This window comes from Pauljensenia sp. UMB9872, from assembly GCF_030212665.1.
Classification (GTDB): Bacteria; Actinomycetota; Actinomycetes; order Actinomycetales; family Actinomycetaceae; genus Pauljensenia; species Pauljensenia turicensis_B.
On the sequence record NZ_JASOER010000015.1, the window covers coordinates 1 to 14677 of the forward strand.

General features: G+C 59.1%; 12 protein-coding genes. All 12 read right to left on the reverse strand.

The annotated features are described in order from the left end of the window. Positions 1 to 102: 102 nt before the first annotated feature. The 12 genes from QP109_RS06895 to QP109_RS06950 all read right to left on the reverse strand — a co-directional run bounded on the left by QP109_RS06895 (position 103) and on the right by QP109_RS06950 (position 14616). Positions 103 to 1794: a ribonuclease J gene (locus QP109_RS06895; RefSeq protein WP_285024095.1), complete on the reverse strand. Its 1692-nt coding sequence runs from the start codon at positions 1792 to 1794 to the stop codon at positions 103 to 105. A gap of 53 nt (positions 1795 to 1847) precedes the next feature. After that, positions 1848 to 2744 (reverse strand): 4-hydroxy-tetrahydrodipicolinate synthase, encoded by an 897-nt coding sequence (gene dapA, locus QP109_RS06900; protein WP_101627327.1) that lies wholly within the window; start codon positions 2742 to 2744, stop codon positions 1848 to 1850. A gap of 60 nt (positions 2745 to 2804) precedes the next feature. Continuing rightward, complete coding sequence (locus QP109_RS06905) at positions 2805 to 3380, reverse strand: GNAT family N-acetyltransferase (RefSeq protein WP_285024096.1); 576 nt, start codon at positions 3378 to 3380, stop codon at positions 2805 to 2807. Next, complete coding sequence (dapB, locus tag QP109_RS06910) at positions 3377 to 4129, reverse strand: 4-hydroxy-tetrahydrodipicolinate reductase (protein WP_285024097.1); 753 nt, start codon at positions 4127 to 4129, stop codon at positions 3377 to 3379. Before dapB ends, QP109_RS06905 begins: the two co-directional genes overlap by 4 nt. 22 nt (positions 4130 to 4151) lie before the next feature. Beyond that, a complete protein-coding gene (locus QP109_RS06915) occupies positions 4152 to 5471 on the reverse strand; it encodes a M16 family metallopeptidase (RefSeq protein ID WP_270771437.1) in 1320 nt (439 codons plus the stop codon). A gap of 200 nt (positions 5472 to 5671) precedes the next feature. Further along, positions 5672 to 8044, reverse strand: a complete 2373-nt coding sequence (locus QP109_RS06920; protein ID WP_285024098.1) for a polyribonucleotide nucleotidyltransferase — start codon at positions 8042 to 8044, stop codon at positions 5672 to 5674. A 227-nt stretch (positions 8045 to 8271) separates the two neighbouring features. Next, on the reverse strand, positions 8272 to 8541 hold the full coding sequence (rpsO, locus tag QP109_RS06925; RefSeq protein WP_006681724.1) for a 30S ribosomal protein S15: 270 nt from the start codon (positions 8539 to 8541) through the stop codon (positions 8272 to 8274). 177 nt (positions 8542 to 8718) lie between these two features. Further along, positions 8719 to 9708 carry a bifunctional riboflavin kinase/FAD synthetase gene (locus QP109_RS06930; RefSeq protein WP_285024099.1) on the reverse strand — a complete coding sequence of 330 codons (990 nt, stop codon included), beginning with the start codon at positions 9706 to 9708 and terminating at the stop codon, positions 8719 to 8721. Further along, on the reverse strand, positions 9705 to 10733 hold the full coding sequence (gene truB, locus QP109_RS06935; protein WP_285024101.1) for a tRNA pseudouridine(55) synthase TruB: 1029 nt from the start codon (positions 10731 to 10733) through the stop codon (positions 9705 to 9707). The genes QP109_RS06930 and truB overlap by 4 nt, the downstream gene beginning before the upstream one ends. 1 nt (position 10734) lies before the next feature. Further along, complete coding sequence (rbfA, locus tag QP109_RS06940) at positions 10735 to 11211, reverse strand: 30S ribosome-binding factor RbfA (RefSeq protein ID WP_285024102.1); 477 nt, start codon at positions 11209 to 11211, stop codon at positions 10735 to 10737. A 238-nt stretch (positions 11212 to 11449) separates the two neighbouring features. Next, positions 11450 to 14233, reverse strand: coding sequence for a translation initiation factor IF-2 (gene infB / locus QP109_RS06945; protein WP_285024103.1), 2784 nt, complete (start codon positions 14231 to 14233; stop codon positions 11450 to 11452). 107 nt (positions 14234 to 14340) lie between these two features. Further along, positions 14341 to 14616, reverse strand: coding sequence for a YlxR family protein (locus tag QP109_RS06950; protein WP_101627335.1), 276 nt, complete (start codon positions 14614 to 14616; stop codon positions 14341 to 14343). Between the last annotated feature and the right edge of the window lie 61 nt (positions 14617 to 14677).

Genomic DNA, 14677 nt, shown 5'->3' on the forward strand with positions numbered 1-14677 from the left:
ATCAGGAAAGGACCCCTCAAATAAAAATACGCCCGACGGCGACACGCCGACCGGACACACTTTCTGCTACTTAACCCGTAAAGAGGTCCCCACGTGCCTCTCCTATTGTTCTACAACGACTGGGACGATCATCGGACGACGGCGGAGCTTGCGCGCCACCCAACGACCGATCACACGACGCATTGCCTGCTGGAGAACATAGGGGTCAACTCCACCGGGAGCAGCCGCGTCCACGAGCGCTTCTTCGACGTCCGGCTGAATCTCTTCAAAGACCGAATCATCTTCTGCCATACCGATTGCGCGGATGGTCGGCGCAGAGAGCACCATACCTGAATCGTGTTCAACGACGGCATAGACGGAGATAAAGCCTTCGGAGCCGAGCGTGCGTCTAGTTTCAAGCTCGTGTTCAGAGATTTCGCCGATGGAGCGACCGTCGACGTACACGTATTCGCAGGGAACGGCTCCACTGACGCGTGCCGTGCCGTCCTTCAAGTCGACGCAGACGCCGTCTTCTGCCAGCACCACATTGTCGGGTGAGATACCGGTCTTCACGGCGAGTTGTCCGTTAGCGACCAGGTGGCGGACCTCGCCGTGAATCGGCATGACGTTGGTGGGTTGCACGATGTTGTAGCAGTAAATCAGCTCGCCTGCAGCGGCGTGGCCGGATACGTGAACCTTCGCGTTCGCCTTGTGCACGACGCGTGCACCCAGGCGCATGAGGTCGTTGATGACGCGGTAGACAGAGTTTTCGTTTCCAGGAATCAGAGAGGACGCTAGGACCACCATGTCGCCGGGCTCAATGGAGACGCTACGGTGAGTTCCAAGGCTCATACGAGACAGCGCTGCCATTGGTTCACCCTGCGAGCCGGTTGCCATGTAGACACGCTTGGAGGGTTCAAGCATTTCGATGGTGCGCGCGTCGACGATAACGCCCTCGGGAATAGTTAGGTAGCCCTTTTCCTGGGCAATGCGCATATTGCGTTCCATTGAGCGCCCCACCAGGCAAACGTGCCGCCCGTGGTGCGCCGCAGCCTGAATAACCTGCTGGACGCGGTGGACGTGCGAGGCGAAGGATGCAACGACGATCTGTCCCGAAGCTTCACCAAATACTCGATCAAGAACCGGGCCGATTTCACGTTCGGGAGTGATGAAGCCGGGAACCTCAGCGTTCGTGGAGTCAACCATGAACAGGTCCACGCCTTCTTCACCGAAGCGAGCAAAGGCACGAAGGTCGGTCAGGCGGGAGTCAAGGGGAAGCTGGTCCATCTTAAAATCACCGGTGATCAGCAGTTTTCCTGCCGGGGTGCGGACAAAGACAGCCAGAGCGTCGGGAATCGAGTGGGTCACGGAGACGAATTCAAGATCGAAGTCACCAATAGTGATTCGGTCACCTTCTGCTACGACGTGCAGGTTGTCGCAGGTCAACTTGTGCTCACGAAGCTTCGGTTCGACGAATGCCAGCGTCAGTTCCGAACCGTAGATTGGGATGTTTTCGCGGAGTTTCAACAGGTACGGAACAGCGCCGATATGGTCTTCGTGACCGTGGGTGAGGACCATGCCGACAACGTCGTCCATGCGGTCTTCAATCCAAGAAAAGTCCGGGAGAATCAGGTCAACACCCGGCTGGGTTTCTTCAGGGAAAAGAACACCACAGTCGACGACGAGGAGTTTGGAGTCGAACTCCAGCACGTTCATGTTGCGACCGACTTCGCCCAAGCCACCAAGTGGGATGATGCGAATAGCGCCCTCTTCTAGGGGTGCGGGTTCGGAAAGGTTCTCATACAGGGACTTCATAGGTCTAAGTGTGCCACGACCTCGGGGGAAATCCGTAAGCACTCAGACCCACGTCAGAGCAGTTCGGCCACTTTCAGCGCAGACTTCAAGGATTCCATTTCGTCATCCGAGGCTCCCACCAACGGCAGACGCAGAACCGGCGTTTCAATGACGCCCTGCAGGTACATGGCTGCTTTTGCCATGACAGCCCCCTGTCCCCCGCCCATGATGGCAGCCACCAGCGGGCGGAGCGAGTAGGCGAGTTCGCGGGCTTCCCAGACCTTATCGGCATCCAGCAGGTCGATCATTTTCCGGTAGTGGGACGAGGCAACATGTGACACGACCGACACGAAACCGGAGGCTCCGCCGGTCATCCAAGCGAAGTTCAAGCCGTCATCACCCGAGTAGTACTCAAGTTTGGTTCGGTGCATTCGTTCGACGCCCTGTTCAACGTTCCCCGTGGCATCTTTAACAGCTTTGATACGCGGGTGGGTGGCAAGGTCGTCCAGTGTCTCATCACTGAACGCCAAGCCAGTACGTCCCGGAATGTCGTAGAGCATGACGGGAAGATCAGTTGCGTCCGCAATAGCGCGAACGTGGGCACGCAGACCCACCTGAGATGGACGGTTGTAATACGGGGAAACAACCAGTAGGCCGTCAGCCCCCGACGCCTGCGCCCCCTGGCCAATGCGCACAGCGTGCGCGGTATCGTTCGAGCACGCACCGCAGAGAATAAACGCGCGTTCACCCACGGCTTCCTTCACGGCAACCGTCAGTTCATTCTTCTCAGGCTGATGGGTCGTCGGAGATTCGCCAGTCGTTCCAGACAGCACAATTGTGTCGGACCCGTCGTCGACGAGCTTCTTCGCCAAACGGACCGCGGAGTCGAGGTCGATTGCCCCGTCAGCGTGGAACGGGGTCACCATTGCGGTTGCGAGGGAGCCGAAAAGACGGCGCGGGGTGTAGCTCATGGGTTGAGCATATGACGAGAACACATCGACACAGCCCAAAGTTCACTAGGTGAACGCCTATTACTCGTCAGGTGTCTGCGTTAAAGTCCACCACAGGTGCTGGACAACATCAGGCATGTCCGGGAATGTGCGCCTGAGCCCTGCCGGTCCGAACCCGCATGAGGTGAAGAAACGGATCCGGGCCTCGTCCCTTGAATCAATCCACGTACTGAGGGCGGTCGCACGCGAAACGTCGACGCACGCCTGCACCAAGCGAGAGGCATGTCCGCTTCGACGGAAACTTTCGTCCACGTCCATTTCGGCGATCAACGAGGGCCCCGTGATGGCGCTACCATCACCGGCGGTGAAATCATCGGCGGGAACAACCAGAGCATAACCGGCGACCGCGTTGGCGTGGAGGGCAACAAGAGTGAAGCACCCAGCGGGAGCAGGAGCAGTCAATGTTGTTGCCCACTGTTGGGCAAGAACCTGTTCGTCCACCTGTGCGTTCACGCCGAAGAGCCTCTTGAGCGAGGCCGCCTGAATACGCGCGATCTGTGGCGCATCCTGAGCCAATGCGGTGCGAACCGATCGGCCGGGTGACTTCGGAGCGGACCCAGGTGCACCTGCTTGCGGCATACCACGGTCGATGCTCATGGAAGCCCCGGCAGGTCAAGGACAGTATCCAAGCCGATCGACAGACCCGGATGCTTGCTCACTTCGCGCACGCCCAACAAAACGCCGGGCATGAAAGAGAAACGGTCGAAGGAATCCGTGCGAATCACCAGCTGTTCACCAGGGTTGCCCAGCAGAATCTCTTCCGAGGCTGTCAGGCCACGCAGGCGGACAGCGTGGACGGGCACGCCGTCTACGACTCCCCCGCGGGCACCCAGTGGATCCGACTGGGTGGCATCCGGCATGGGACTACATCCGGCCTTTCGGCGCGACGCTGCGATCCCCTTCGCAGTGGCAACCGCAGTACCGGAAGGCGCATCCACCTTGTTCGGGTGGTGCATTTCGATAACCTCAGCGGACTCGAAGTACGGAGCGGCCAGCGCAGCGAACTTCATCGCCAGCACGGCAGACATCGCGAAGTTCGGTGCGATCAGGACGCAACGGCCAGATTCTTCAGCGTGGGCGCGCACACGCTCATAGGATTCGTCGCTCCACCCCGTTGTGCCCACAACGACGTTCACCCCAGCGTCCAGCAGTGCGTGGACGTTTGCTTCGGTAACAGACGGCGTTGAGAAGTCGACGGCAACCTCGGCGCCACCAAGGTTGCTGGCGATGATCTGATCCCCCGCATCAAGACCAGCGACAAACTCCATATCGTCTGCACCGTTCACGGCTTCAACGACGGTCGCGCCCATACGGCCTTGAGCGCCAATGACTGCTACGTGAATCATGATGAGTTCCTCTTCTTGTCTTTTAGGCGTTGTTCGGAAGGACGAGAGCACGAGAGAAGTCACGGCTTACAAGGTCGGTGGCCATGGCCTTCACGTCTTCAGCGCTCACCTGGTTGATCGCGTCAATTGCTTGTTCGATGGACTTGTATCGGCCAGACACTTCAGCGCGACCAATGAGCATCATGCGCGACCAGTTATCTTCTTGGCCCAGCACGACGGAGCCCCGCACTTGGCCTCGTACGCGCTCCATCTCTAAGGCGGTCGGGCCTTCGCTTGCGAGCAACTCCAATTGGGCCCGCATGAGTTTTTCGACCTCGTCTACCTTCGCCGGCGATGTGCCCGCGTACATGCCGAAGCTACCGGTTTCCGCGTAGGACGAACCGAAAGCGTAGGTCGTGTAGGCCAGGCCTCGTTTCTCGCGAACTTCCTGGAACAAGCGCGACGACATCGACCCGCCCAGCACATTGAGCAAAACGTTAAAGGTCGGGAGTTCATCAGCGAGTGCGCAAAACCCCTTGGTGCCGATCACAACGTGAGCTTGTTCAACATCGCGACGCCTGACCATTTCCGCCGACTGTGCGCCTTCGCTGGTTGCGAGCTTCGAGCGGCGCTGACGAGGCCGACTGGATGATTTCAGCTGTGATGCCCAATTGGACGCCGACAGAGCATCGGTCACCATGTTCACGACTGCTTCATGCTCGATATCGCCGGCAACCGCAACGATCAAGTTATTCGGCGCATAGTGGCGGTGATAGTGCTCAAGCACCTTGTCACGACTGAGCGCGCTGATGATGTCAGGGGTGCCACCCACCGGGCGACCAAGCGGAGTATCACCGTGAATTGCCTGCTGGAATGCTTCGTGGACGTTCTCGGTCGGAGAGTCTTTTGACATCGCAAGCTCATCGAGGATGACCCCTCGTTCCATTTCAAACTCTGCCGGATCCAACAGCGAGTTGGTCAGCATGTCAGCGATCGTACCCACCGCCATTGTGAGATCGGTCGAAACGACGCGAGCCCAGTATGCGGTGTGTTCCTTCGCGGTTTCCGCATTCGTTTCTCCGCCCACGCGGTCGAAACTTTCGGCGATGTCAAAAGCGGAGCGAGTATCCGTCCCTTTAAACAACAGGTGTTCAAGGAAGTGGGTCGAACCTGCGACTTCGGGGGTTTCATCGCGAGATCCCACAGGAACCCACATGCTGACTCCGGCAGAATGCGTGGCAGGAATGTGCTGGGTGATGATACGCGTACCAAACGAGGTCACTGTCCGTCGCAGATCGCCATCAGTGTCATCCAGTAGCTGATTGTCGATCGCATCGAGTGTCAGTTCGATCGGTTCGCTCACGGGTCTTCCAATTCCTTTTCTTCTCGCCGTTCACGCGATGTTCCCCCGATTGTTCAGGCGGAGGATCAAAGCGTCCATGTGTGTGAGTCTACTTGCTCAATGCTCAACCGGTTGGAGACGTTCAGGCAGAGCACCATTGGCTGAAAAACACTGTTGGGCCGGTGGCTTAGCCACCGGCCCAACGAGGTTATGAAGAACTATCAGTCTTCAGACGGAGCCTGGGTTGCTTCGCCCTCGTCCTCACGCTTGCGACGCGTGCGGGTGCGCGGACGACGCTCACGACGCTCGGAGCGGTCACGGCGTTCGCGACGCTCGGGGCGACCTTCGGACTTAGAGTTGGAAGCATTGGCAGCTTCAGCGGCTGCAGCTTCGTCATCAAGGACAGCGTGCAGGGAGAGCTTGCCACGATCGCCGATTTCAGCGATCTCGACCTCAACCTGCTGGCCAACCTGCAGAACGTCGTCGACAGACTCGACGCGCTTGCCACCGACCAGGCGACGAACCTGGGAAATGTGGAGCAGGCCATCCTTGCCCGGGGTCAGGGAGATGAATGCACCAAACGACGTGGTCTTGACGACCGTGCCGATGAAGCGTTCGCCGACCTCAGGCATCTGCGGGTTAGCGATCTGGTTAACCATCTGGCGCGCAGCTTCAGCGGCTTCGCCAGCAGCGGCAGCAATGTAGACGGTGCCGTCATCTTCGATCGTCAGATCTGCGCCGGTGTCTTCCTGGATCTGGTTGATCATCTTGCCCTTCGGGCCAATGACCTCACCGATCTTATCCACGGGAACCTGGACGGTGATGATGCGAGGAGCGTTCGGGCTCATTTCATCAGGGCCGTCAATAGCCTGGTTGATCAGATCAAGGATGGTCAGGCGAGCGTCGCGGGCCTGAGCAAGGGCGCCACGCAGAACCTGGGAATCAATACCGTCGAGCTTGGTGTCGAGCTGGAGTGCGGTGATGAAGTCCTTGGTGCCAGCTACCTTGAAGTCCATGTCGCCGAAGCCGTCTTCTGCGCCGAGAATGTCGGTCAGGGTAACAGCCTTCTGAACGCCATCAACTTCACCGGTCATGAGGCCCATGGCGATACCGGCGACGGGTGCGCGCAACGGGACGCCAGCCTGGAGTAGCGACAGGGTCGATGCGCAGACGGAGCCCATCGAGGACGAGCCGTTGGAGCCCATGGTCTCGGAGACCTGGCGGATTGCGTAGGGGAACTCTTCGCGCGATGGCAGAACCGGGATCAGAGCGCGCTCTGCAAGGTCACCGTGGCCGATTTCACGGCGCTTCGGGGCACCCACTCGGCCGGTTTCACCGGTCGAGAAGGGAGCGAAGTTGTACTGGTGCATGTAGCGCTTCGCGGTGACGGGGCTCAGGTTGTCGAGCTGCTGTTCCATGCGGAGCATTGCCAGTGTGGTAACACCCAGGATCTGGGTTTCGCCACGTTGGAAGATGGCGGAACCGTGGACGCGAGGCAGAACCTCGACCTCTGCGAAGAGGGAACGAATCTGGCGCGGAGTACGACCATCCATGCGGATTTCTTCGCGCAGCGTGCGCTGACGGATCGTGTACTTTTCGAGCGAACGGAAGGCTGCCTTCAGTTCCTTCTCAGCCTCTTCATGTTCGAAGCGCGCAAGCAGTGCCTCGAGCATCTCGGCCTTAACGGCGTCAACGGCTTCGTCGCGCGCCAGCTTGCCTTCGGTCAGGAGCGCCTTGGCAAGCTTGTCGCCAACCCATTCCTCGACTGCTACGTATTCTTCATCGGTGTAGTCGATGAACAGCGGGAACTCTGCAGTTTCCTTCGAAGCGGTCTTGGCGACCTCAATCTGGGCCTCGCAGAGGACCTTGATGAAGGGCTTTGCTGCTTCAAGACCATCGGCAACAACATCTTCGGTCGGAGCAATGGCGCCCCCCTGGATGAGTTCCCACTGGTTCTTTCCGCCACCGGCCTCAACCATCATGATTGCGACGTCTTCGGTGCCGTCTTCAGCGGTCACGATACGACCGGCGACAACGATGTTGAAGACGGAGCGCTCAAGCTCAGACCAACGCGGGAATGCCACCCACTGGCCGTCGATCAGAGCAAGACGGGTGCCACCGATCGGGCCGGTGAAGGGCAGGCCTGCGATCTGGGTGGACATGGATGCTGCGTTGATTGCCAGAACGTCATAAGCGTCATCGGGGTGAACGGTCAGGACGGTCTCGACAACCTGGACCTCGTTGCGCAGGCCCTTGACGAAGCCGGGGCGCAGCGGGCGGTCAATCAGGCGAGCTGCGAGGATTGCCTCGGTGCCGGCGCGACCTTCGCGACGGAAGAACGATCCGGGGATACGACCCGCAGCGTACGAACGTTCTTCAACGTCGACGGTCAGCGGGAAGAAGTCGAACTGATCGCGAGGCGACTTGCCGACGGTCGTGGCTGACAGGACGGTGGTCTCGTCGTCCAGGTATGCCAGAGCGGAGCCTGCGGCCTGCTTGGCAAGGCGACCCGTTTCGAAGCGCACGGTGCGCTTGCCGAAACGGCCGTTATCAATAATCGCCTCTGCGGCGGTGATGTCTGATCCTTCCATCATGATGGGGATTCTCCTTTGTGATTCTCAACTGAAGAACTCACGTCACGCTTCGGCCTTCGATCGAAGTCCACGGCGTCGCACCCGACAAACAAGCGGGGGTCCGTGAACCACTGTCGAAAACCGGCGACGCGTTCGTGGTTCTTTCCTATTAGGTTGTGGGTGTGTGGGTGAATACGCCACACGTAGTGAACCGGCCCGGTCCCCTACGGGATCGGGCCGGCACAAGTTCAGCGACGCAGGCCGAGACGCTCGATGAGCGAACGGTAGCGTTCGATGTCGACCGAAGCCAAGTAGCCAAGAAGGCGACGACGACGACCAACGAGCAACAGAAGGCCACGACGCGAGTGGTGATCGTGCGTGTGGTACTTGAAGTGCTCGGTCAGATCCTTGATGCGCTGGGTCAGCAGTGCGATCTGAACCTCGGGGGACCCGGTGTCGCCCTCGTGGGTCGCGTACTCGGCGATGATCTGGTCTTTAACGTCCTTGCTCAGCGGCACAGGCGTCTCCTTTGCTTCATTCGTTGCGCGGAGCTGTAAAGCTTTCCTTTACAGCATCGGATCCGCGGCCGTTTTGACGGCTTTTCAAGGTTAGCATGATGCGGGCTTTTCCCCGTATCTACGTGGGCAGACTCACCTTGTGAAAGAACAATCACACCCGAGGGAAAACCCTTGGTTTCAGACGGCGGTCACAGAATCGGGATCTACGCGATTCGCCACGGCGATTCCGAGCACGGATGCGGTCTTCAACAGGTCATTATCCATCTGGACAAGTAGTTCATCGAGAGAATCGAAGCTCATCATTTCGCGAATGCGTGACACGAAGGTGACCGCGATTTTTTCGCCGTAGAGGTTCAGGTCGGATCGCCCCAGCACGTGAGCTTCAACGGTGCGCTCTACCCCATCGAACTGTGGGTTCGTTCCCACCGAGATCGCTGCGGGCAAGAATTCTGCGGACTGCGTTCCTGGAACGGTACGGACAACCCAGCCGGCATACACGCCATCAGCAGGCACAACGCCTTCAATTCCGCCCTGTAAATTGGCGGTCGGGAATCCCAGGGTACGGCCTCGTTTAAAACCGTGTTCGACCGTGCCACGGATTCGATGCAAATGCCCCAAAACCCGGGCAGCGCCAGCGACATCGCCTTCGGCGAGCAGTTCACGCACCCACGATGAGGACCAGCGACGCCCTTCGGGAGCCTGAATATCGGTGACCATCACAACGTCAAAACCGTAGGTGCGTCCCAGCGCCCGAAGCGTATCGATTGTGCCTAAGTTGTGGGCGCCAAAACGGAAGTCTTCACCGACAACAACTTCAACCGCACCCAAACGGTCAACGAGGTACTCGGTGACGAAATCTTCGGCTTCCAGCGTGTACACGCTTTGGTCGTAGTGCTGCACAAGTGTTGCATCCAGTCCGCACGAGGCCATGGCATCAAGTCGATCTCGCAACGGCGAAATCAGCTGGAGGTTTACTTCCGGGCGATGCACCTGGGTCGGATGCGGGTCGAAAGTAATCGCCACGGCATCCACACCGCGTTTGCGTGCGCGCTCAACGCACGAGGCAACGACTCGGCGGTGCCCATTGTGCATACCGTCAAAGTTACCGATGGTGACCACCGACTTTTCGTCGCCGGGAATCTCAGACAGGTCGGTCCAGACCTTCATTGTGTTGCTCCAGAAAATACGTTGAGAGTCTTCAAAGAATGATTCTTAATGGCCAGCAACCCACAGAGCACTCCAGATGTATTGCACGCTGCGATGACATCGCCGGGGTTCCCTAATGCCATTACTTCCTGCGCGTCACGCGTCGGTGCCTGGCCATGGGAGAAACGCTGTTCTTCTTCCGCGCTCAGAACAATGGAGGGGAACAATGAGGTCGCGGCCTCGTCAATCGGAATCAGGCCGGGAGATGGCAAGGAGGGCGTGCCTGGCGAAAACTCCCCTCGCGCTTCGGTTTCTGCTTGCAGATCAGCCAGCTGGTGGGCGCCCGAAAGGGTGAACGAGGCAACGCGCGTACGACGCAACGCCGTCAAGTGCGCGCCACACCCCAGCATCTGCCCGAGGTCGCGGGCGAGGGAACGAATATACGTGCCAGACGAGCAATCGACGTGAACGTCAACATCAGCGACACTGACTGGAATAGCCGTCATTTCAGTCGAATCATCATCTGTAGCAATCGCATACTCCGCCATTTGAATGCGCGGATCGCTCAGTCGTTCGAAGGCGTGGATTGTAATCGGACGCGCTTTCAGCTCAACGAAGTGGCCTTCGCGTGCTAAGGCGTAGGCTCGCTTACCATCGACCTTGATCGCCGAGACCGTTGCAGGAACCTGCATGATCTCACCGCGCAGGCTTGCCATTGCAGATTCGAGGGCTTCTAGGTCCAGCTGTTCGCATCCGGCAATCGAAATCGGCTGGCCTTGCGCATCATCCGTGGTCATTGCGACGCCGAAACGAATCGTCGCGTCATAAGCCTTCGAGCCGGCGGTAATGTAGGTCAGCAGTCGCGTTGCTTGACCGATGCCGATTACCAAAACGCCGGTCGCCATCGGATCAAGGGTTCCTCCGTGGCCGACCTTGCGAGTATGCGCCACGCGTCGCATCTTCGACACGACATCGTGGCTGGTCATCCCAGCTGGCTTATCGACAAGAACGATGCCTGGGATGGAAGTGTCAGGCTTTTTCGCCATCTCAGGCGAGGTCCTGGTTATTTTCGTCGAAGCCGTCGGCTTCCTCGCCATCTTCATCTTCGTCGTCGCGACGGTAGGGATCTGCATCTCCAGCGTAGGTAGCCCCGATTGACGAGGCCGCGATCTCTTCATCGCGCTTCTTCGCTGCTGCCAGCGCGTCTTCGAGAGCTGCCGCAGACTCGGGCAGACCATCCAGAATGAATTCAAGAGTCGGAGTCAGGCGAATGCCTAGAGCCTTACCCACTTCGGAGCGAATAATGCCCTTTGCAGATTCGAATGCGCGACCGGCGCCTGCGCGGTCGCCGTCATCGCCCAGGACTGTGTAGAAGATCGAAGCATGCTGAAGGTCGCCGGTCACTCGCACGTCGGTGATCGTGACGAAGCTGAGACGCGGATCCTTGATTCGACGGCCGAGCATACGCGCGACGGTCTGGTGAATACGGTCTTGAACTTTACGTTGGCGTGCTTCGTCTGCCATGGCACTCCCCTTTTTTCTTCTGTCACCCATTCGGTGGCTCATGATTTCAGTCGAACTGGCGTACTTGCTGGTATCCCATCGTAGAGGGTCTAGCCCTCATCGGCTGAATGCTGCTGGATACCTCACGTTCAACGCACCTATCCAAACGCGTTACCCGGTTGGAACACAAAGGTCGGGTGGAAACGAAACTCGCTTCCACCCGACACTACGTATGTCCTACAAGCGGACCATCACAACCTCAGTCACGCGGCTTTTCGCGCATTTCCCAGGTTTCGATGATGTCGCCTTCGGCGATGTCCTTGTAGCCCAGCGTAATACCACATTCGTAGCCTTCGCGGACCTCGGTGACATCGTCCTTCTCGCGACGTAGCGATGCGATTTCGAGGTTGTCTGCGACAACCACGCCGTCGCGAACCAAGCGAGCCTTGGTTCCACGCTTGATCGTGCCAGAGCGGATGATCGAACCTGCGATGTTGCCGAACTTGCCGGAGCGGAAGACCTGACGGATCTCTGCGCTACCGAGTGCGACCTCTTCGTAGATCGGCTTGAGCATCCCCTTAAGAGCGGCCTCAATGTCGTCGATCGCCGAGTAGATGACGTTGTAGTACTTGATCTCGACGCCTTCGGAGTCGGCCAGTTCTGCCACGCGTTCTGCGGGGCGAACGTTGAAGCCGATGATGACGGCGTTGTCGACCGTTGCCAGGTTGACGTCGTTCTGCGTGATTGCACCAACACCGCGGTGGATGATGCGCAGTGCGACCTCTTCGCCCACATCGATGCTGAGGAGCGAATCTTCCAGGGCCTCGACGGCACCGGAAACGTCACCCTTGATGATGAGGTTGAGGGTATCGACCTCGCCTTCCTTGAGGACCTTATCGAAGTCTTCAAGGGAGACACGCTTACGACGCTTGGCAAGCATTGCCTGACGTTCTGCTGCCTCACGCTTGCCAGCAATCTGGCGAGCAGTACGGTCATCGGGGGCAACCAAGAAGGAGTCGCCTGCACGCGGAACGGAGGTCAGACCAAGGACAGCAACCGGACGCGACGGACCGGCTTCAGAAACGTCATCCCCCGTGTCATCGAACATGGCGCGGACGCGACCGTAGGAGGAACCGACGACCAGCGCGTCACCGATGCGCAGGGTGCCACGCTGAACCAGCATGGTTGCAACGGCACCACGACCCTTATCGAGGTTCGCTTCAATGGCAACGCCACGTGCTGCGGTATCGGGGTTAGCTTCCAAGGTCAAAGCAGCGTCTGCGGTCAACAGAACTGCTTCGAGCAGTTCGCGGATACCGGTACGTTGCTTTGCCGAGATGTCGACAAACATGATGTCGCCACCGTATTCCTCGGCAACCAGACCGTATTCGGTCAGCTGGCCACGGATCTTGTCCGGGCTTGCACCTTCCTTATCGACCTTGTTGACCGCGACAACGATCGGAACGTTTGCTGCCTGAGCGTGGTTGATTGCTTCAACCGTCTGTGGCATAACTCCGTCGTCGGCTGCGACAACCAGAATCGCGATGTCAGTGACCTGAGCACCGCGGGCACGCATAGCGGTGAATGCTTCGTGACCGGGGGTATCGATGAACGTGATCGGACGCTTGCGACCTTCATGTTCAACGTTAACCTGGTAGGCGCCGATGTGCTGCGTAATGCCACCGTGCTCGGTGTCGACCACGTCGGTGTGACGGATCGCGTCAAGCAGCTTGGTCTTGCCGTGGTCGACGTGGCCCATGACGGTGACGACCGGCGGACGAGGCATGAGGTTTTCGACGTCGTCGAGTTCTTCGGCCTCGAGGTCGATATCGAAGGACTCCAGTAGTTCGCGGTCTTCTTCTTCGGGAGAAACGACCTTGACGTCGTAACCGAGTTCTGCACCGAGTGTTTCAAAGGTGTCCTGGTCGAGCGACTGGGTTGCGGTTGCCATTTCACCAAGGTGGAACAGAACGGTGACCAGTGCTGCGGGATTGACCTCGATCTTCTCGGCGAAGTCTGCGAGGGATGCACCCTGGCGGATACGGATAACCTTGCCGTTTCCGCGAGGAATCTGAACGCCACCAATGACGGGTGCATTCTGCTGTTCGAACTCTTGACGTTTTGCGCGCTTCGACTTGCGTCCGCGCTGACTGCGACCGCCTCCGCGACCGAATGCGCCCGGAGTTGAGCCACGTCCACCACGGCCACCACCGCGGGGAGCACCTGAGAAACCGCCACCGGCGTTTGCACCGGGACCGCCCGCAGAGTGACCCCCAGCGGGACGTGCGCCACCGCGACCACGGCCACCACCGCTACGTGCGGGGCGATCGTTTGCGGGCACGCCGCCGGAAGCGTTGCGAGCAAAGTTTGCTTGTCCTGGCATCATGCCGGGGTTCGGGCGATTACCACCGCCGGAACGGTTACCACTCGGACGAGGGCTACCGGAACGGTTGGAATTGCCGCGTGCCGGGCGATCGTTGCCGCCCTGCGGACGGCTACCACCGGGGCGCGGGCCCGGACGAGGACCGGGGCGGGGGCCACCGGTGCCACCCGGCCGAGGCATGCCTTGGCTGGACGCATACGGGTTGTTACCCGGACGCGGGCCACCCGAACGAGGGCCGGGACGAGGCGTAGAAGGACGTGGCGCGCTAGCGTCGTCCTTGCTTTCAGCTTTTTGCTTGCCTGCCGGCTTGGGGGCTGCAGGCTTAGGAGCACCCGGCTTGGGGGCCGAGGTCTTCTCAGCGCTCTTTGTTGCCTTCGGTGAGGCAGGCTTCGGAGCGGAAGATTGTGAAGAAGAAGCCTTCGATGCCACAGTCTTCTTTTCGGCGGGCTTCTTTTCGCTCTTGGTAGCGGTCTTCTTCGTTGAAGGGGCTTCAGTCGGGCCCTTCGATCCGTAGTGCTCACGCACGGAACGCACAACTGGCGATTCCAATGCTGAGCCTGAGGCTTTGACGAACTCACCGTGGTCGTTGAGGTACGTCAAAAGTTCCTTGCTGGTGATTCCGAGCTCTTTGGCGAGCTCGTGGACACGCAACTTTGCCACTTTTCTCCTGTCCGGAAGCGCCTCCGGACGGAGACGCGTTACTTGTATTGCTGGCAGCTCATCGCTGGGTACTCATCGGGTGCCCATCGGCTTCCAACCCGCTTTCATTACTCGACGAGAGCACTGTGTGCTCGTGATGAGGCAACCTGGCCAAGCTGGTCCCACATGTGGGCGTCAATGTCGTCCTCGCATGAGAGTGCTCGTTGAAATGCCCGACGCTTGCGGGCGGTTTCGATACACGTTGGATCCGGGTGAATCCACGCACCTCGACCGGGTTGCGCGCTTGTGGGGTCTACGGTGCAAACCCCATCTTTCGAAACAACAACGCGGATAAGATCCGCGCGTAACGCTCGACGTGAGCATCCCACGCATGTACGCACCATTACCGCGCCATGTGGCACGGTGATTTGGTTCAGCGCAGGATGCGACACATGACTAGTTTAA